At 69.1% G+C, this 17178-nt stretch carries 20 protein-coding genes; 8 read left to right on the forward strand and 12 right to left on the reverse strand.

The features are described from left to right. The first annotated feature begins 128 nt into the window (after nucleotides 1–128). Together ACFWPA_RS04230 and ACFWPA_RS04235 are read left to right on the forward strand one after the other, a co-directional pair. Complete coding sequence (locus ACFWPA_RS04230; RefSeq protein WP_378505794.1) at nucleotides 129–1199, forward strand: NucA/NucB deoxyribonuclease domain-containing protein; 1071 nt, start codon at nucleotides 129–131, stop codon at nucleotides 1197–1199. 42 nt (nucleotides 1200–1241) lie between these two features. Next, nucleotides 1242–1982 (forward strand): hypothetical protein, encoded by a 741-nt coding sequence (locus tag ACFWPA_RS04235; protein WP_378505795.1) that lies wholly within the window; start codon nucleotides 1242–1244, stop codon nucleotides 1980–1982. Between the two features lie 45 nt (nucleotides 1983–2027). Here ACFWPA_RS04235 and ACFWPA_RS04240 read toward each other — a convergent pair whose 3' ends face one another. From ACFWPA_RS04240 to ACFWPA_RS04250, 3 genes are all read right to left on the reverse strand, one after another. Then, a complete protein-coding gene (locus ACFWPA_RS04240) occupies nucleotides 2028–2831 on the reverse strand; it encodes a DUF6924 domain-containing protein (RefSeq protein ID WP_378505796.1) in 804 nt (267 codons plus the stop codon). Nucleotides 2832–2978: 147 nt separating this feature from the next. Beyond that, complete coding sequence (locus ACFWPA_RS04245; RefSeq protein ID WP_378505797.1) at nucleotides 2979–4109, reverse strand: winged helix DNA-binding domain-containing protein; 1131 nt, start codon at nucleotides 4107–4109, stop codon at nucleotides 2979–2981. A gap of 52 nt (nucleotides 4110–4161) precedes the next feature. Continuing rightward, nucleotides 4162–5055, reverse strand: coding sequence for a sigma-70 family RNA polymerase sigma factor (locus ACFWPA_RS04250; RefSeq protein ID WP_378505798.1), 894 nt, complete (start codon nucleotides 5053–5055; stop codon nucleotides 4162–4164). Between the two features lie 119 nt (nucleotides 5056–5174). On the opposite strand from ACFWPA_RS04250, the gene ACFWPA_RS04255 reads away from it, so the two are divergent. After that, nucleotides 5175–5630 carry a carboxymuconolactone decarboxylase family protein gene (locus tag ACFWPA_RS04255; RefSeq protein ID WP_378505799.1) on the forward strand — a complete coding sequence of 152 codons (456 nt, stop codon included), beginning with the start codon at nucleotides 5175–5177 and terminating at the stop codon, nucleotides 5628–5630. Between the two features lie 68 nt (nucleotides 5631–5698). On the opposite strand, the gene ACFWPA_RS04260 is transcribed toward ACFWPA_RS04255, so the two are convergent. Then, nucleotides 5699–7396 (reverse strand): fumarate hydratase, encoded by a 1698-nt coding sequence (locus tag ACFWPA_RS04260; protein WP_378505800.1) that lies wholly within the window; start codon nucleotides 7394–7396, stop codon nucleotides 5699–5701. Nucleotides 7397–7516: 120 nt separating this feature from the next. On the opposite strand from ACFWPA_RS04260, the gene ACFWPA_RS04265 reads away from it, so the two are divergent. Continuing rightward, on the forward strand, nucleotides 7517–8272 hold the full coding sequence (locus ACFWPA_RS04265) for a CPBP family intramembrane glutamic endopeptidase (protein ID WP_378505801.1): 756 nt from the start codon (nucleotides 7517–7519) through the stop codon (nucleotides 8270–8272). A 9-nt stretch (nucleotides 8273–8281) separates the two neighbouring features. On the opposite strand, the gene ACFWPA_RS04270 is transcribed toward ACFWPA_RS04265, so the two are convergent. Beyond that, entirely contained in the window at nucleotides 8282–8641 is a 360-nt protein-coding gene (locus tag ACFWPA_RS04270; protein WP_378505802.1) for a PLD nuclease N-terminal domain-containing protein, read from the reverse strand. Nucleotides 8642–8804: 163 nt separating this feature from the next. Next, a complete protein-coding gene (locus ACFWPA_RS04275) occupies nucleotides 8805–9020 on the reverse strand; it encodes a maltose regulon activator MalT (RefSeq protein WP_378505803.1) in 216 nt (71 codons plus the stop codon). 209 nt (nucleotides 9021–9229) lie between these two features. Between ACFWPA_RS04275 and ACFWPA_RS04280 the strand changes: the two genes are divergently transcribed. Beyond that, complete coding sequence (locus tag ACFWPA_RS04280; RefSeq protein WP_378505804.1) at nucleotides 9230–9955, forward strand: DUF1906 domain-containing protein; 726 nt, start codon at nucleotides 9230–9232, stop codon at nucleotides 9953–9955. Nucleotides 9956–9998: 43 nt separating this feature from the next. Here the strand turns inward: ACFWPA_RS04280 and ACFWPA_RS04285 are convergent, their stop codons facing one another. From ACFWPA_RS04285 to ACFWPA_RS04300, 4 genes are all read right to left on the reverse strand, one after another. Further along, nucleotides 9999–10493: a hypothetical protein gene (locus tag ACFWPA_RS04285; RefSeq protein ID WP_378569684.1), complete on the reverse strand. Its 495-nt coding sequence runs from the start codon at nucleotides 10491–10493 to the stop codon at nucleotides 9999–10001. A 94-nt stretch (nucleotides 10494–10587) separates the two neighbouring features. Next, entirely contained in the window at nucleotides 10588–11124 is a 537-nt protein-coding gene (locus ACFWPA_RS04290; RefSeq protein WP_378569685.1) for a nuclear transport factor 2 family protein, read from the reverse strand. 40 nt (nucleotides 11125–11164) lie between these two features. Then, nucleotides 11165–11503 (reverse strand): hypothetical protein, encoded by a 339-nt coding sequence (locus ACFWPA_RS04295; RefSeq protein WP_378505807.1) that lies wholly within the window; start codon nucleotides 11501–11503, stop codon nucleotides 11165–11167. Nucleotides 11504–11585: 82 nt separating this feature from the next. Further along, nucleotides 11586–12356 (reverse strand): hypothetical protein, encoded by a 771-nt coding sequence (locus ACFWPA_RS04300; protein ID WP_378505808.1) that lies wholly within the window; start codon nucleotides 12354–12356, stop codon nucleotides 11586–11588. A 382-nt stretch (nucleotides 12357–12738) separates the two neighbouring features. Here ACFWPA_RS04300 and ACFWPA_RS04305 point away from each other — a divergent pair, with 382 nt between their 5' ends. After that, entirely contained in the window at nucleotides 12739–14025 is a 1287-nt protein-coding gene (locus ACFWPA_RS04305; RefSeq protein WP_378505809.1) for a mannosyltransferase, read from the forward strand. Here the strand turns inward: ACFWPA_RS04305 and ACFWPA_RS04310 are convergent. Beyond that, complete coding sequence (locus ACFWPA_RS04310; RefSeq protein ID WP_378505810.1) at nucleotides 13967–14257, reverse strand: 4a-hydroxytetrahydrobiopterin dehydratase; 291 nt, start codon at nucleotides 14255–14257, stop codon at nucleotides 13967–13969. The genes ACFWPA_RS04305 and ACFWPA_RS04310 overlap by 59 nt on opposite strands. 15 nt (nucleotides 14258–14272) lie before the next feature. On the opposite strand from ACFWPA_RS04310, the gene ACFWPA_RS04315 reads away from it, so the two are divergent. Next, on the forward strand, nucleotides 14273–14713 hold the full coding sequence (locus tag ACFWPA_RS04315; RefSeq protein ID WP_378569686.1) for a (deoxy)nucleoside triphosphate pyrophosphohydrolase: 441 nt from the start codon (nucleotides 14273–14275) through the stop codon (nucleotides 14711–14713). Here ACFWPA_RS04315 and ACFWPA_RS04320 read toward each other — a convergent pair. Next, nucleotides 14691–14900 (reverse strand): hypothetical protein, encoded by a 210-nt coding sequence (locus ACFWPA_RS04320; RefSeq protein WP_378506064.1) that lies wholly within the window; start codon nucleotides 14898–14900, stop codon nucleotides 14691–14693. The two genes, ACFWPA_RS04315 and ACFWPA_RS04320, sit on opposite strands and share 23 nt — an antisense overlap. A gap of 290 nt (nucleotides 14901–15190) precedes the next feature. On the opposite strand from ACFWPA_RS04320, the gene typA reads away from it, so the two are divergent. After that, complete coding sequence (gene typA / locus ACFWPA_RS04325) at nucleotides 15191–17086, forward strand: translational GTPase TypA (protein ID WP_378505812.1); 1896 nt, start codon at nucleotides 15191–15193, stop codon at nucleotides 17084–17086. Nucleotides 17087–17178: the final 92 nt, after the last annotated feature.

Raw genomic sequence — 17178 nt, forward strand, 5'->3', positions numbered from 1 at the left:
CTACGCGATGGCCCGTCCTTGCTACGGGACCGACACGCGGCCGATCCTGCAGGTCAGGGTCTCACCCGATTCCCACCACCCCAGGGGACTCTCCCAGGTATGTCCGGATTCAGGCGGGGAGGATGCACTTGAGCACGCGACGAATCGGCGGCGGCTGGTGGATGCGGTGGGGCTCTGCTTTTGCGCTTACCGCCGCGATGGTGGCCGGCGGTGGGATCGCCGTCGCGCAGCCGACCACCACAGCACCGGATGCTCCGACACTCTACGAGCGGCATGTTCCCGGTCCCCCGGTCGACGAGCAGGCGCGCGCGCAGATCCAGAGCATCTTGCCGCCCTGCGACCGTCACCGCTACACCTCGTGCGAGACGTACACGGAACGGGTCGAGCAGTTCACCAAGGCCAATCCCAGTGCGCCCGAGGTGATCACCGGCGTGTGGAGTGTCTACATCCAGCTGAACATCAATTCCCAGTACGGCCTCCAACGGTCGATGGTGGTCGCGGAAGTCTCGACGCTCGCTACGTGGGGAACGCCGGTACCGGGAACCCTGGATTTCAGCGTCGCCGCGCACCCGTCCGGCGCCGTCTCCGAGGAGATCCTGAACTTCAGCATGCCGCTGACCGATCAGAGCAACGACATCGTGCAGGAACCGTACTTCGCCCCCCTGGCGACGATCAACACCGATCGGACCGAATTCACGTACGCGTACCAGTCGCACACACCCGCGCAGCCGGTCACTCCGGGCCCGACCTACAAGGCCGCATCGCAAACTCTGCGGTGCGACAAGGCACAAGAGGTCAACGGCGGAACCGGATGCGTGAACCCGGACTACACCCCCAACGTCGCCTACTACAGCTCGGCCTACCCCTACATCGCAGCGAACATCTCCGCAGATCAGTCCGCGACAGGACGGGGACAGCTGGGTAGCCCGCTGCACCGCACCGATTCGGGTACCCGAGACGCGAACCGAGCAGCCGCATGCAGTACGGCGCGGACGTCAGCGCTGGGCCCGCCAGACCCCACCATGGTCAATCCTGAGTGCGACGAGTACCCCTTCGCATCGACAGCTGAAGGCGGCGCCACATCGAGTATCGCCTGGGTACCCAAGACTGAAAACTCCGCCCAGGGAGATCTCATGGCCTCGTTCTACCGGCTCAACCGAATCATGACCGGCGATGCATTCACCGTCAGCACGACGTAGCCGGCTCCACCGGACCCACCACAACCCATGAAGGAGTTCAACATGACTCGACGCAATCTGAAATCTGCACTGGCTGCTGGCGCGGTCGCCGGAGCAGCGTTGCTCGCTGCTCCCGGCATTGCGGGGGCGGACACCCTCAGCGGCTGGGTCGGAGCAACGCTTCCGGTCAACGGGAACCTGCTGTTGCACCAGTCGACGATCATCAACGACCCCAACCTGGTCGCCCAATCCAAGGTGTGGACGGTCGCCGGTAACGACGTCGCTCCCGCCGGACTCGGCGCCCGAGCGCGGCTGTTCAAGAGCGGCGCCCTCTGCCAGGCCATCGACTACCGCTACAACGTCCGCCCCGCCCCCCAGATGATGGTGGGCACCACCGCGGTGTGCGGAACCGGGTGGTACAACAGCCACGGATTCGTCGCCGCGTGGGACGGTGTCAGTACCTACAAGGAGTACGTCACCTTCCCGACCGACCCGCTGTACTTCGACGTTCCTGCACCGCTCAGTGCCCGCGCCCAGGTCGCCGAGACCATCGACATCGAAACCGGAACCAACAATCGGGGGCAGTCGTTCGGATCCGGCGAAGGAATCGATGCCGACGCAGACCTTCCCGACCTGATCGCCGCGATCGGCTCGAACGGCGAGATCGGGTACATCCATAAGGATGCACTCGGCGGACCCGCGGCAACCCCCGAGCAGGCCCTGGCCACCGATCCCGGTGCGCGAACGGTCCCGCTCTACGACACGGACGGTACGACTGTCATCGGTGAGTTCGCCGTCTCCTGACCGACACGACCGGTGGTTGGGCGAGACCCGCCCAACCACCGGCGCTCACTCGGAATCAACCGTCCTGACCATCTTGTACGCAGCGACCGGCTCCAGCGTGGCCGGAGCGGCGACGACGTCCCAGATGAAGCGTCCGTACGCCGTCAGCCGAAAGGTCGACGCACGTGGCACCTCGCTGATCGCCTGAAGAAACTCTTCCTTCCCCTCGGCTCGCCACACGTCGACATCGATTGGCTTGCGCGTATTCTCCCGATACTTGTCCATATCGAAATCCAGAGTGACAGGGATTGTCGTCCCGCTGATTTCACCGGAGTCGATATCGTGCAGAAGGCGCGCGAAGAGCGGATCGCCGCTCTGGCGGGCAACAGCATCCCGCACTACCGAGAGCGCAACGCTCTGCACCTCGGGCTGTTTCGTCCGGAGATCCGCGCCGCGGTACACGCCGTCGGCTTCCGCGGCCTGAACGAAGTCGACGAAGTCCATGTTCGCGATGGACAGGTTCGACTCCACAGCCTCGATCACCGGCTGCGTCACCCGCACACTCTGACCCCGAACGTGCCCCGTCGACTCCCTGCCCGTGTCCACCACCAGCAGCGGATGCTCTGGATCGGTCATCGTTCGACTGTCCGCCACAAAAACATAGGACTGGTCAGGCCGCGCCACTTTCAACAGCCCGCCGATGGTCAACCCCTCGAACTGCGGATCATCGACCACGGTGAATTGCGGGTAGTACTCGTCCTCGTCCTCATCCTCGTTGACGGTCGATCGCAACACCTCCCGCCACAGGGCATCATCCGAAAAGTCGGTACGGACAAGCAAGGACAATCCCTCGGGCAACTGACGATCCATCACTGCACGATACGACGCACACTGCCGAGACCGGACGATGGTGCGACACGAATGGGTCTCTGAACACCGACGTCTATGCGATCATCTCCGACCACGACACGCCGACCAGTAGCGATTCCCTCGGCGGAACCACTTCTGAAACACGGCCTAGCCCCGCCAGGTGACGCCAGCGAACTCGACCCCGCGGAACGCGGCGAGCGCGGCGGCCTGCTCCTCGACCGCCTCCGCCGCGGCGGACGGCCCGCCCTCCGTCGGCCACCGCGTCACCTCCACCGCCAGCCGCCGCCCCGTCGTCCGCGGCCGCCACTCGCCGATCACCTCGCCGCCGACGGCGACGGCCCCCGGCCGACCCAGCGTCGGCCACAACGCCTTCCGTCGGGTCTCGTCGCGGACGAGCAGGCCCCGGTCCTTCAGCTGCAGGTACGGGTCGAACGGGCCGAGCAGCCGCACCGACCCGTCGGCCGGTGCGACGAACAGTGCATCGGCATCGTCGGCCAGGATCGACCGGGACACACCGTCCACCGCAACGGTGACGATGTCGGTGGGCCAGTTCCGCTTCACCTCCGCGACCGGCGCATCGAGGTAGGAGGCGACGGTCTTCGGGTCGGTCGGGCCGAAGAAACGCAGGTATCCGCGGATCACGTCGACCCGGGGGTCGGCGTCGGTCGCGAGCCGGTCGTACGGGGCCGGCCGCCAGCCGGGGATGCGTTCGAGGATCGGCGGTGAGGTTCCCCGGCGCAGTTCCAGGCCCGCGTGCAGCGCGGCGAGCCGGAACGGCATCTCGTACAGGTGCGTGGCGTTGCACGGCCGACAGAACCGCAGGTACGGCTCGCTCATCCGCTCGGACAACGCACCCGACATGTCGCCCTTGACGGTCGGTTCCCGGACGATATCGCGCATCGCGGCCGCGACGGCACGCAGCGCGTCGAGCGCGGGGATCCCGGCTGCCTTCAGCGGCCGGTTCGCATCGAAGATGCGCTTGCCCGCGTCCGACTCCGACAGCGGTGCGGTCGCCACCGCAACCGCGGGCAGGTCGGCTCGGCGATAGCAGTGCGGTGCGCCGCGGATGGTCCAGGCGAGGGCGAGGTCGCCCGCCGTGTCCGGCGGGGTGCCGCGCAGGTGCAGCGCAAGGGCCGCGCCGTCCGGTCCGGTGTTCTGGACGCCGATGTCGAGGACGTCGCAGTCGGTGGGCCCGGCCGCGTCGCCGACGGCCCTGCCGAGTTGGTGGACCCGCCACCGGTACGAGAGAACCTGTGCGCGAGACACGTTCATCGTCATGGCGCGAGTGTAGGGCCGGGCGCCGACCCTCCCGGCGCAGCGACGCGACCCGTCACACCAGCTGCGGGTCGAGCGCCGCGATCGCGCTCCGGTCGGCGATCACGTCGAGCCCAACGATCCGATCCCCGACGACCGTGAAGGTGAACACCGACCGCGGCGTGCCCCCGGGCGCCCATGCCGCACCGAGGTCGCCGCCGATGGTGGCGAGCCGGGCGCCGGTGGCGCGGCCACGGAACGCCTCCGCCACCGCGGGGGCGCCGTGCATCCGCGCCGCCAGCGCGGGCGCACCGAAGGCGAGCGCCGCGGTCGCCGAGGAGACCGCGGCACCGTCGGCGCGCAGCACCACGTCGGGGTCGAGCACCGTGAGCAGGTCCTCGAAGCGGCCCTCGCGGGCGGCGACGAGGAAGGCGTCGACCACCCGGCGCCGGTGGTGCCGGGCGTGGTCGGGGACCGACGCACCGCGGACCCGGCGACGGGCCCGGCTGGCCAGCTGTCGGGTCGCGGTGGGGGACCGGTCGACGATCGGCGCGATCTCGTCGAACGGGACCGCGAACATGTCGTGCAGCACGAACGTCAACCGTTCCGCTGGGGCAAGGGTGTCGAGCACCACCATCATCGCGATGCCGATCTCGTCGACGAGGACGGCCTCGTCCTCCGGTGCCGGATCCGGCCGTGGATCGGACACCGCCCGAGGGGACGGCTCGTCCAGCGGCACCTCGGGACGGGATCCGCGGGACCGCAGCATGTCCAGGCAGACCCGGCTCAGCACCGTCGTCAGCCAGCCCCCGAGATTCTGCACGGCAGCGGCGTCGGAGCGGCTCAGCCGCAGCCACGTCTCCTGCACCGCGTCGTCGGCCTCGCTGGTCGATCCGAGCATCCGGTAGCCGACCGCGCGCAAATGGTCGCGGTGCTCCTCGAACTGCCGTGCCAGAAGTTCGTCGTTCACGCTGTCACATTCTTCCCGCCCGATCCGTCAACGAGATGACGAACACGAGCATCGAACGACCGGAACACCGATCAGTCCGAAGCACCGATCAGTCCGAAGCACCGATGAAGGAGCACACCATGAAGGCTCGCATGAACAACCCGGCGATGGTCCTGCCCGGCGCGGTCGCCGCGCTGCAAGCGGTGAGTGCCAGCACCGCGGGCAGCGGCCTGCCCCCGAGCATCGTGCACCTGGTGCACATCCGGGCCAGCCAGATCAACGGCTGCAGCGTGTGCCTCGAGATGCACTCGAAGGAGGCGCTGCGCGACGGGGACAGCACCGACCGGCTGCTCGCGGTCGCCGCATGGCGGGAGTCGTCGCACTTCAGCGATCCCGAGCGGGCGGCGCTCGCCCTCACCGAGGCCGTCACCCGGATCGCGGATCGGCCGGACGCCGTCCCGGACCCGGTGTGGGACGACGCCGCCGACCACTTCGACGAGCAGCAGCTGGCCGCGCTGACGCTGGAGATCGCGACGATCAACCTGTGGAACCGGCTCAACGTCACCGTCCGGCAGCCCGCGGGGCAGTCCTGGTGACGATGCAACGGTGACACGACGAGGGCCCGGCGGGATCGCTCCCACCGGGCCCTGAGTCATCACCGCCCTTACAGGCCGGGACGCTTCCCGACCGTGAGGGTGACCTCGCCGGTGTGCGCGAAGAAGTCGTTGCCCTTGTCGTCGACGACGATGAACGCCGGGAAGTCCACGACGTCGATCTTCCAGACCGCCTCCATGCCGAGCTCCTCGTACTCGATGACCTCGACGTTTTTGATGCAGTCCAGTGCCAGCCGCGCCGCGGGACCGCCGATCGAGCCGAGGTAGAAGCCGCCGTGCGCGTCGCACGCGTCGGTGACCTGCTTGGAGCGGTTGCCCTTCGCCAGCATCACCATCGAGCCGCCCGCCGCCTGGAACTGCTCGACGTAGGAATCCATCCGGCCCGCGGTGGTCGGTCCGAACGAACCCGACGCCATGCCCTCCGGGGTCTTCGCCGGGCCGGCGTAGTACACCGGGTGGTCCTTGAGGTACTGCGGCATGTCCTCGCCTGCGTCGAGGCGTTCCTTGATCTTCGCGTGCGCGATGTCGCGGGCCACGACCAGCGGACCGGTCAGCGACAGCCGGGTCTTGACCGGGTGCTTGGACAGTTCGGCGAGGATCTCCGGCATCGGGCGGGTCAGGTCGATCTTCACCGCGGCACCCTTGCCGGTGCCCGAGACGCCGGACGTCTCGGCGTCCAGCTCGGAGTCGGTGACCTCGGGCAGGAACCGGCCCGGGTTGAACTCGAGCTGCTCGAGGAACACGCCCTCCGGGGTGATCTTCGCCTTCGCCTGCCGGTCCGCGGAGCAGGACACCGCGATCGCGACGGGCAGCGAGGCGCCGTGCCGCGGCAGGCGGACGACGCGGACGTCGTGGCAGAAGTACTTGCCGCCGAACTGCGCGCCGATGCCGATCTTCTGCGTCAGCTCGAAGACCTTCTTCTCCAGCTCGTGGTCGCGGAAGCCGCGGCCGGTCATCGCGCCTTCGGTGGGCAGCTCGTCCAGGTAGTGCGCGGACGCGTACTTCGCGGTCTTGAGCGCGAACTCGGCCGAGGTGCCGCCGACCACGATCGCCAGGTGGTACGGCGGGCACGCGGCGGTGCCGAGCGAGCGGATCTTGGCCTCGAGGAACTGCATCATCGAGTCCGGGTTCAGGATGGCCTTGGTCTCCTGGTACAGGTACGACTTGTTGGCCGATCCGCCGCCCTTGGCCATGAACAGGAACTTGTAGGAGTTCTCGTGGCCCTTGGCGGTGTCCGCGTACAGCTCGATCTGCGCGGGCAGGTTGTTGCCGGTGTTCTTCTCGTCCCACATGGTGAGGGGAGCGTTCTGCGAGTAGCGCAGGTTCAGCCGGGTGAAGGCGTCGTACACGCCGCGGGCGATCGCCTCGTCGTCGTCGCCCGGCGTCAGCACGTGCTGGCCGCGCTTGCCCATCACGATCGCGGTGCCGGTGTCCTGGCACATCGGCAGCACCCCGGCCGCGGCGATGTTCGCGTTCTTCAGCAGGTCGAGCGCGACGAACTTGTCGTTGTTCGACGCCTCGGGGTCGTCGAGGATGCTTGCGACCTGCGTGAGGTGGTCGGTGCGCAGGTAGTGGGAGATGTCGTGCAGCGCGGTCTCGGTGAGCAGCCGCAGCGCCTCGGGCTCGACCTGCAGGAAGGTGCGGCCGTCCGGTCCTTCGACCGTGGACACCCCCTCGGTGGTCAGCAGCCGGTACTCGGTGGGATCTTCCCCGATCGGCAGCAGGTCCTCGTAGAGGAAGTCGGCCATCATCTCTCCTGGGAATGGGCGTGTGAAGTCGAGAACCAGGCTAAACCTGCCGTCCGGCGCCGACGACGGCGGGGATCATACGGCCCAGGCACCCGTCGTGGGGTCCGTACACTCGGTGCGGTGTCGGATACAGCTGCCGCGGCAGGGCCTGGCCTCCCCGCGATCACGCGACCGAGGTTCCATGCGTATCTCGACGTGGCCATCGTCGTGGTGGTGTTGGTCGCCACGAACCTGATCGCGCACTTCACCACGGTGTGGGCGTCGATCGCCGCCGTCCCGATCTCGGCCGCGGTGCTGCTCGGCCTCGGGCGTGGACGCGGCCTCGGCTGGGCCGAGCTCGGTCTGTCGCCGCGGCACTGGCGCAAGGGCAGCCTCTACGCGGTGGGAGCGGTCGCACTGGTCCTCGGCGTCGTCGCGGTCGCGATCGCGGTGCCGCTCACGCGGCAGTTCTTCCTGAGTAATCGGTACGCGACGGTGTCCGGCGCGTTGATCGCATCGATGATCATCATTCCGCTGCAGACGGTGATTCCCGAGGAGCTCGCGTTCCGCGGTGTCCTGCACGGGACCCTGGACCGGCTGTGGGGTGCCCGCGGGGTGTTCGCCGCGGGCTCACTGCTCTTCGGGCTCTGGCACATCGCGTCGTCGCTCGGGTTGACCAGTGGCAACGCGGGGCTGTCCGGGGTGCTCGGTGGCGGACTGGTCGGTCAGGTGCTCGGCATCGCGGGGGCGGTCGCCGCGACGGCGCTGGCCGGTGTCGCGTTCACCTGGCTGCGGCGGCGCAGCGGCAGCCTGCTCGCACCGATCGCGCTGCACTGGTCGCTGAACGGGGTCGGCGCCCTTGCCGCGGCCCTCGTCTGGCATGTGACGACGAGCTGACCGCGCGGTTCAGGCGTCGTCGAGTTCGAGGCGGTGCGCGTGACCGGCCTGACGTTGGTCGGCGACCCGCTCGCGGAAGCGACGGCGGAACTCGTCCTCCTCGTCGAGCAGCGCCTGCTCCCTGGCCCGTTCGCGTTCGCGGGCGAAGTGGACGGCCGGGTGGACGTGCTGCTCGGGAAGCGGCATCGGACGACGCGGCCTGCCGACGAGCAGCCACAATGCGCCGCCGATACCCGGTAGCAGGAGCGTCACCGCGAGCCACGCGGTGCGCGGCAACACCCTGACCTGCCACGGCGCCCTGGTATGGACATCCACGACGGGCCAGACCCAGACCAGTGCGGTGATCCCTGCCAACACGATGAGTGTCATGGTGAAGTCGTTCCTCCCCTTCCGGGCGTGTGTGACGCCTGTCGCCGGGGGATCGACCGGGTCGGCCGTTCCCCTGACCCCCGCAGGGAGGCTACGGGGTGGGTCCGGCGTTCCGCCGGGGTTGTGAGCAGTACTTAGGGATTGCTCAGAAACGCGGAACTTGCTAGTCGAGCCGCACCCAGCGTCCGAACGGCGGCGGGCCCTCGCCGTGCACCTTGATTCGTTGCGGGTCGTCGGGGGTGATGTGCATCCATTCGTACCCGTGCAGCACGTGCTCCTCGGCGCCGTCGCGGTTCGCGACGACGAGGTCGCCGTTGGGGCGCTGCTCGAACGTGAAGGGGCTTTCGGGGGCGATCGCCCACCAGGTCTCTTTCGACATGACGCCTCGCGCTCCTCGGGGAGGTCGGATGGGAGGTCGTGTGATCGACGGGTGCCGCCGACCGGCGGTGATGTCCCGAGCGTACCGCCGACGCCGGGCAGGGCAGCGCCGGTCGTGGTGCGGGTGAGACCGGAAGGGGTTTGTGCGACTGGCAGGCACCACTGTGGTGTGGTGCAATTCTGCAAACGTCCCCGGCGAAATGAGGCACCGTGCAGGTAACCCGACGTGAACTGTTCCGGTACGCCGCGGTCGGGTCGGCCGCGCTCGGTGCCGCGGCACTCGGGGCGGGCAGCTTCGCGGCGTCCGCGGCGCCGGTCGGTGGCACGCTGATCGACTACTCCGGCGGGGTTCCCGACGCCGCCGCGATCTCCGCGGCCGGGCACGCGGGTGCGATCCGGTACGTCTCCGACCGCAGGCCGGAGGCGCAGTGGATGCTCGGGAAGCCGATGCGGGCGGACGAGGCGTCGGCGTTGACCGCGGCGGGACTCGAGGTGGTCTCCTGCTACCAGTTCGGCAAGGGCGCCACCTCGGACTGGCGGGGCGGGCTCGACGCGGGCACCCGGCACGCCGAGCGGGGCCTGGAATTGCACCGCGCCGCCGGCGGACCGGAGGGCAGGCCGATCTACGCGTCGATCGACGACAACCCGACCGCGCAGGAGATCACCACCCAGATCATTCCGTACCTGCGGGGATGGGAAGCGGTCGTCGGGCAGGAGAACACCGGCGTCTACGCGAACTCCGGCACGATCGACCGTCTCCTCGACGCCGGCGTTGGCGCGTACTTCTGGCAGCACGACTGGGGGACACCCGAGGGGTACGTGCACCCGGAGGCGCACCTGCACCAGTTCGAGATCGACAAGCGCGCCGTCGGCGGCGTCGGTGTCGACCTGAACTCGATCCTCCGGGCCGACTACGGCCAATGGTCGCTGGCCTGACGGGCCTGCTTGGCGGACCCGTCAGGCCGCGGTCACCGGTTCGCTAGCACAGCGGCTTGGCGATGTTGTAGATCTGCTTGGCCTGCTGCTCGGTGGCGAGCGTGCCGTTGTTGCCCGCGCGGACCTCAAGTTCGGCAATGACCGTCGACTCGTCGATGTTCTGATCGATCGCGGCGCAGGTCTGCGCGTAGATGTCCTCGATGGCGGCGTCGTCGCGGCCCTCGGCGAGTTCCGGGTAGCCCGCCCGGAACGCGGCGGTGAAGGTGCCTGCCTGGATGGCGTCGACGGCCCCGGTGGCACGGTCCGCGAGGCTGCTCGCGGCGGACTGCGCGGAGGAGACCGCGCCCTGCGCGGCGCTCTGCGCGGAGGAGACGGCACCCTGTGCGGCCTCGGCGGCCGAGGAGACGGCCGCCGAGGCGCGGTCGAGTGCATTGCCGGTGGTGGTCGTCGTGGTGGACTCGTCGTCGTTGCTCGACGTGCATCCGACCAGGGCGAGCGAGATGGCCGAGGCGGCGAGCACGGCAGCTGCGGTTTTCATGGGTCGAGCGTAGCCCCGGTAGCGCGCCGAGCGGCGGTGGACGACGTACCGGGCGGAAGTGTCGTCGCCGACGACCCGGATCGGGGAGCCGGGATCAGCCGCCGAACTTCACCAGCCACTCCCTGGCCTCGTCGGGCAGCGCGTTCGCGGATTCGGCGGCGCGGCACCATTTTTTGGCCATCTTCAGGAACCCCATCGGGTTGTAGATGTCCTCCTCGCAGGACCACAGCCCCTCGCCCGCGTAGTGCAGGATCGTCAGGTTCGACGCCCCGTGCACGGAGCCGTCGCCGGGGTCGCACATCGGATTGTCGATCTCACAGATCACCCAGCCACGGTCCTCGTCGATGGTGTACCAGAGCGCGGGGAAGGACGTCATGTGGTTGCCGGGGAAGCTGTTCATCGTCCGGAGGATCCACGGGCGGATCTCCTCGCGTCCGGCGAACGTGCCGTACGCGTGCTCGATGTAGGACGCGTCCTCGGTGAACATGTCGGCGAAGAGGTTCCAGTCGCCGGTCCGCTTCGCCTCCTCGACCGTGCGCTGGTAGCCGGCGAACGCCGTCTCCAACTCCGCACGCGTCCAGCGGTTGCTGCCCGGCGCGGTGGTGGTGGTGGCGTCGGCGGATCGGGTCACAGGTCCTCCATGGGTGTCGACTGACGCCGCGCGCGGCGGGTCAGGTCTGGTTGTGTGCCAGCGGTGACCGGGACAGGTCGGGTTCCTCGGCCAGCACGTGCAGGGGCCGGTCGCCGGGTTCGCCGCCGTCGGCGCGCCACGACAGAACCGACCAACGGGACAATCCGGACAGTGCGGAGCCGAGGCTGCCGAACGATCCGGAGGACAGCGCGGACCCCGCGGACCCGATGGAGCCTATCGAGAGGATCGAGCCGACGCTGCCGATCGAGAGAATCGAATAGGCGGACCCGATGGACAGGATCGACCCCTCCGAGCGAATCGAGAGGATCGACCGACGGGATCGAACGGATCTGATCGAATTCCGGCGTGCGGAGGCCATTCCCCGGTCTACCACGGCAGCCCGGGAACGCGGAAGGGCCCTCGCCGCGGCGAGGGCCCTTCCGATGCTGTGGTCGTCCGCGTCAGGGGACGTAGACCGTCCCGACGGTCGGGAGGAAGGTGCAGGTGGCGGGGGCTGCGCCCTCAACCTCGGTGGTGAGGCCGCCGGAGATGACGGCGAGCACGCGGCCCTGGCCGGTCTCGGCGATCGCGGAGAGCGTCGCGGGGCCGTCCGGGTTGATCTTCGACGCGGTCGTCAGCGTGGCGCGGCCGGTCTTCGGGTGGTCGATGTTGACCCAGTCCACGACGAGCGGGGTCGGCTGCTCGGCGGTGGCCTTGCTGGTGCCGAGCGCGGTGAACACGAAGCCAGCCTCGCCCGCCTTCGGTCCCGGCGGCGGCAGGTGCGCGGGGCCGGGAACGGCGAGCGCGGCGCCGACCGAATCGGACGTGCCGCCGATGCAGTCCTTGCCGAGGGTCGGGTACAGGAACTGGGAGATGATCGGGCCATCCGACGGGGGCAGCTCCGGGCCGCCGCCGCCGCTGCCGTCGAGGAAGGTGATGACCTTCTCGAGGGTGGCCTTCGTCTCCGGCGGCAGGTTGGACGCATCGAGCAGTGCCTTCGCCTGCGCGAGCAGGTCGGCCTGCGGGTTCGCGATGTCGGTCACGCCGAGCTCGATCGGTCCGGCAGCGGCACCGACGATCGCGGGCGCGAGCGAGGCGAGCGCCTCGATGTCGAGGCCGGCGGGGATCTGGGGAACCGCGGGTTCGGCGGAGGCGGTCGCCGGTAGCGCGACGGCAGCGGCGGTAATCGCCAGCGCGATGATCGAAATGCGCGTTCCTCGCGTACGAAGCACGGTGTCCCCATCCTTGTTGTCAAGCGTCGCCGTTCCTGGACGGCGACTGGCCAGGCAGGCCCCTCGGTGTCGAGGGGTCACTCTATGCAGGGCCTCTGTTGTTGTACAGCGTTTGGAAGGCCCGGCCCGGCCGGTTGGCAACGGGCGGTACTCCCGCGGCAGTTAATCACAGCGTGATGTGGCGGTGCTGACATCGCGGTGTGGCGATGCTGACAACCCGAACCCTAGCGTGTTACTCAAGTGCACAGTGTGGTTGTTGATGCAACTGTTATGCGAGGTGATCGCCCATACCCGGCGTCGCACCCGGCTGCCGTAGGCTCGCCGACGACCGCGCGGAGCCCGACCCGCTGGCACACCACCTTCCCGGGAGAACACGAACACTGTGTCCGAGACGACCCCAGCACCCGCGGTCCGCGCACTCCGCACGGGCCCAAGGGTCGAGCGGATCCTGCGGGTCGCGCCGCTGATCCTTCTTCTCTCCGTCGCGGTCCGCATGTCCTGGACCTTCCTCAGCCCGAACGGGATGAACCTGGTCGACCTGCGGGTGTACGTGGACGGGTCGGCGGCGTTGCTGCGCGGTGACCTCTACGACTTCACCTACTCGGAGCTGACCCCCGACTTCCCGCTGCCGTTCACCTACCCGCCGTTCGCGGCCCTCGTCTTCTTCCCGCTGCACTACCTGCCGTTCGATGCCGTCGGGGTGGCCTGGCAGCTCGCGACGATCGGCGCGCTGCTGCTGCTGATCCGGATGAGCATCGAACTGCTGCTCGGTCGGTGCTCGACCCTGACCCGGGGGCTCGATGCCCGCTGGGCCTCGGTCGCGCTGGTGTGGACTGCCGTCGGGCTCTGGTCCGAGCCGGTGCGGACCACCCTCGACTACGGCCAGGTGAACGTCTTCCTCGCGCTCGGCGCGATGGTCGCGGTCCGGTCCGCCCGCTGGTGGGTGGCGGGCGGCCTGGTCGGGCTCGCCGCGGGCATCAAGCTGACGCCCGCGGTCACCGGCCTCTACTTCGTGCTGCGGCGCCGCTGGCGGGCCGCGGTGTTCTCGGCCGTCGCCTTCGCGGGCACGGTGGCGCTGAGTTACCTGCTCGCCGGACCGGAGGCCCGCACCTACTTCGAGCATCTGCTCGGCGATGCGTCCCGGATCGGGCCCGTCGGGTCGGTGTGGAATCAGTCGCTGCGCGGCGCGCTCAGCCGCGTCGCCGGGTACGACGTCGGAACCGGGCTGGTGTTGATCCTCGCGCTGCTGGTCGTCGCGGTCGCGGCCTGGTTTGCGTGGCGGGCACTCGGCAGCGATGACCTCCTTGGGACGCTGGTGCTCGTCCAGCTCTTCGGGCTGCTGCTGTCGCCGATCTCGTGGTCCCACCACTGGGTGTGGCTGATCCCGACCGCGATCTGGCTGGTGCACGGGCCGTTCGCCGGGCGGACCGGGGCGAAGGTGCTGGCCGGCTACTGGATTGCCACCACGCTGATCGGCGTTCCGTGGGTGCTCAGCTTCTTCCAGGACTCGATCTGGCTGATCTCCCGTCCGGGGATGCTGGCCTGGCTCGGCGCGGTGAACGTGCTCGGCGTCTTCGCCCTCTACCTGTGGGTGATCCGCGCTGGCCGGGTCACACCGACCCCGACAGCCGATCGATCTCCCCGGCGAGTTCCACGTCCAGCATCGTGAGCCCACCCGCCGAATGGGTGGCGCAGGTGAACGTGACCGTTCGCCAGCGGATGTCGATGTCGGGATGGTGATTGCGGGCCTCTGCGGCCTCGGCGACGCGGTCGACCAGGGTGATCGCGTCCGGGAAGGTGGGCAGTTCGACGGTCCGGACAATCGCGGCGCCGTCGCGCTGCCACCGGGGCAGGTCGGTGAGCGCGGCGGTGACCTCGGCGTCGGTCAGCAACTCGGCCATGGTCATGATGGTCCCATGCAGACGGGTCCCGGCGACAGTGGTCAACGCGAGGTCGCGGCGGCCGCGGTGATTGACGGTGGCCGACTGCTGATCGCGCAGCGGCAGGCGCCGCCGGACCTGGCGGGTCGGTGGGAGCTGCCTGGCGGGAAGGTCGAACCGGGCGAGACCCCGGCGGAGGGGCTGCGTCGGGAACTGCGGGAGGAACTCGGCATCGAGGCGGTGGTCGGGCCGCGGGTCGGCGTCGACGTGCCGCTGCCGAACGGGATGGTGCTGCGGGCCTACCGCGCGGAACTGGTGTCGGGGGTTCCGGTCGCGCTCGAGCATGCGGCGATCGCCTGGGTCGACGCCGCCGACGTCGTGCGGGTCGATTGGGTTCCGAACGACCGCGCCTGGCTCCCCGATCTGTGTGCGCTGCTTGGGGCCGGCGCCGCGGTCAGGCGGCCCGAGCCTTCTTGAGGCCCTTCTTCAGGTCCTTCCCGGTGACGCCCGCGTCCTCGAGCTTCCGCATCCGCATGATCACGACCGGGCAGGTGATGCAGCGAGTCTTGCTGCGGCAGCACTTCTTCTTCGGCTTCAGGCCCGACACCTTCTTTGCCTTGACCTTGCCCATCGCTGTCCCGGACCCCCGCTTCGACTGACGCATCCGGCTCGAGGTTAGCGTGCCCTCATTTCGGGCCCGAATCCGGCCAGTGGTGCAGATCACTATCCGCAGGTCAGGGCCGTTGATGGCCGGCCGCGATGTGGGGAAATTCGACGGAGGCGGGTACTGTGTTCGCTGGCCGCAATCCCTGCACAGGTGCACCGTCGTGACGTCTTCAGTGACGCTGGTGCCGCGGGGGTCGCGAATGGGAATCACGCATGCGCGTAGCGGCAGCCAGAAGCCGTGCGACACAAACTTCGTGTGGCCCCGTCAGCAGCAGGAGAACGCCCCGCGTGAGCACCACCACTTTCCGCAATGTCGCGATCGTCGCACACGTCGACCACGGCAAGACCACCCTCGTCGACGCGATGCTTCGGCAGTCCGGCGCCTTCGCCGAGCGCGCCGAACTCGTCGACCGGGTGATGGACTCCGGTGACCTCGAACGCGAGAAGGGCATCACCATCCTCGCGAAGAACACCGCCGTGCACCGCCACAACCAGGACGGCACCGTCACCGTCATCAACGTCATCGACACCCCCGGCCACGCCGACTTCGGCGGCGAGGTCGAGCGCGGTCTGTCCATGGTCGACGGCGTCGTGCTGCTCGTCGACGCGTCCGAGGGCCCGCTGCCGCAGACCCGCTTCGTGCTGCGCAAGGCGCTGTCCGCGTCGCTGCCGGTCATCATCGTGGTGAACAAGACCGACCGCCCGGACGCCCGGATCGAGGAGGTCGTCACCGAGGCGCAGGACCTGCTCCTCGACCTGGCCTCCGACCTCGACGACGAGGCCGCCGCGGCCGCCGAGGCGCTGCTGGACCTGCCGGTCCTGTACGCATCGGGCCGCGAGGGCAAGGCGTCGATGAATCAGCCGGAGAACGGCCAGGCCCCCGACACCGAGAACCTCGACGTCCTGTTCGACGTTCTGATGGAGCATGTCCCCGCGCCGAAGGGCGACGCCGCCGCACCGCTGCAGGCGCACGTCACCAACCTCGACGCCTCCGACTTCCTTGGCCGGCTCGCGCTGGTCCGCATCCACAACGGCGAGCTCCGCAAGGGCCAGCAGGTCGCGTGGATGCACGCCGACGGCGTCAAGACCGTCAAGATCACCGAACTGCTGAAGACGGTCGGCGTCAGCCGGGAGCCGGGCGAGGTCGCGGTCGCCGGTGACATCGTCGCCGTCGCGGGCATCCCCGAGATCATGATCGGCGACACCCTCGCCGACACCGAGAACCCGGTCGCGCTGCCGACCATCAGCGTCGACGAGCCCGCGATCTCCGTCGTCATCGGCACCAACACCTCGCCGCTGGTCGGCCGGGTGAAGGGTCACAAGCTCACCGCCCGCATGGTCAAGTCCCGCCTCGACTCCGAGCTGATCGGCAACGTGTCGCTGCGCGTCCTCGACATCGGCCGCCCGGACGCGTGGGAGGTGCAGGGCCGCGGCGAGCTGGCGCTGGCCATCCTCGTCGAGCAGATGCGCCGCGAGGGCTTCGAGCTGACCGTCGGCAAGCCGCAGGTCGTCACCCGGCAGGTCGACGGCAAGGTGCACGAGCCGTTCGAGGAGCTGACCATCGACACCCCCGAGGAGCACCTCGGGTCGATCACGCAGCTGCTCGCGAACCGCAAGGGCAAGATGGTCCAGATGACCAACCATGGCACCGGCTGGGTCCGCATGGAGTTCATCGTCCCGTCGCGTGGTCTGATCGGGTTCCGCACCGACTTCCTCACCGAGACCCGCGGCACCGGCATCGCCAACGCCGTCTCGCACGGTTACGGCCCGTGGGCGGGCGAGATCCGGGCCCGGCACACCGGCTCGCTGGTCTCCGACCGCACCGGCTCGGTGACCCCGTTCGCGATGATCCAGCTCTCCGACCGCGGCACCTTCTTCGTCGAGCCGGGTGCGGACACGTACGAGGGCATGGTCGTCGGCATCAACCCGCGTGCCGAGGATCTCGACATCAACGTCACCAAGGAAAAGAAGCTCACCAACATGCGCTCGGCGACCGCCGACGCCACCGAGACGCTCGCGAAGCCGATCGAGCTGACCCTCGAGGGTGCGATGGAGTTCTGCGCGGGCGACGAGTGCGTCGAGGTCACCCCGGAGGCGATCCGCGTCCGCAAGGTGCACCTGTCGCAGACCGACCGGGCCCGTGAGCGGTCGCGCGCGAAGTCCCGTGACAAGGCCGCGCTGTAAGGTGCGCTGACGCGCCCGTGCGTGATGTGCACCCCGATCGGGGGGCACAAAAACCCCCGGAGGCGGATCCCCCCAACCAAGAGACCGGGGAG

Origin of the sequence: Rhodococcus sp. NPDC058505 (assembly GCF_042720095.1) — a bacterium.
GTDB lineage: Bacteria > Actinomycetota > Actinomycetes > Mycobacteriales > Mycobacteriaceae > Rhodococcus_G.

Coding starts and splice junctions, on each gene's coding strand:
- ACFWPA_RS04310 (WP_378505810.1), bottom strand. CDS start 14,257: ATGGCCGAGTTGCTGACCGACGCCGAGGTCACCGCCGCGCTCACCGAC.
- ACFWPA_RS04275 (WP_378505803.1), bottom strand. CDS start 9,020: ATGTCGAAAGAGACCTGGTGGGCGATCGCCCCCGAAAGCCCCTTCACG.
- ACFWPA_RS04315 (WP_378569686.1), top strand. CDS start 14,273: ATGCAGACGGGTCCCGGCGACAGTGGTCAACGCGAGGTCGCGGCGGCC.
- ACFWPA_RS04235 (WP_378505795.1), top strand. CDS start 1,242: ATGACTCGACGCAATCTGAAATCTGCACTGGCTGCTGGCGCGGTCGCC.
- ACFWPA_RS04255 (WP_378505799.1), top strand. CDS start 5,175: ATGAAGGCTCGCATGAACAACCCGGCGATGGTCCTGCCCGGCGCGGTC.
- ACFWPA_RS04240 (WP_378505796.1), bottom strand. CDS start 2,831: ATGGATCGTCAGTTGCCCGAGGGATTGTCCTTGCTTGTCCGTACCGAC.
- ACFWPA_RS04320 (WP_378506064.1), bottom strand. CDS start 14,900: ATGCGTCAGTCGAAGCGGGGGTCCGGGACAGCGATGGGCAAGGTCAAG.
- ACFWPA_RS04295 (WP_378505807.1), bottom strand. CDS start 11,503: ATGGCCTCCGCACGCCGGAATTCGATCAGATCCGTTCGATCCCGTCGG.
- ACFWPA_RS04245 (WP_378505797.1), bottom strand. CDS start 4,109: ATGACGATGAACGTGTCTCGCGCACAGGTTCTCTCGTACCGGTGGCGG.
- ACFWPA_RS04270 (WP_378505802.1), bottom strand. CDS start 8,641: ATGACACTCATCGTGTTGGCAGGGATCACCGCACTGGTCTGGGTCTGG.
- ACFWPA_RS04285 (WP_378569684.1), bottom strand. CDS start 10,493: ATGAAAACCGCAGCTGCCGTGCTCGCCGCCTCGGCCATCTCGCTCGCC.
- ACFWPA_RS04260 (WP_378505800.1), bottom strand. CDS start 7,396: ATGGCCGACTTCCTCTACGAGGACCTGCTGCCGATCGGGGAAGATCCC.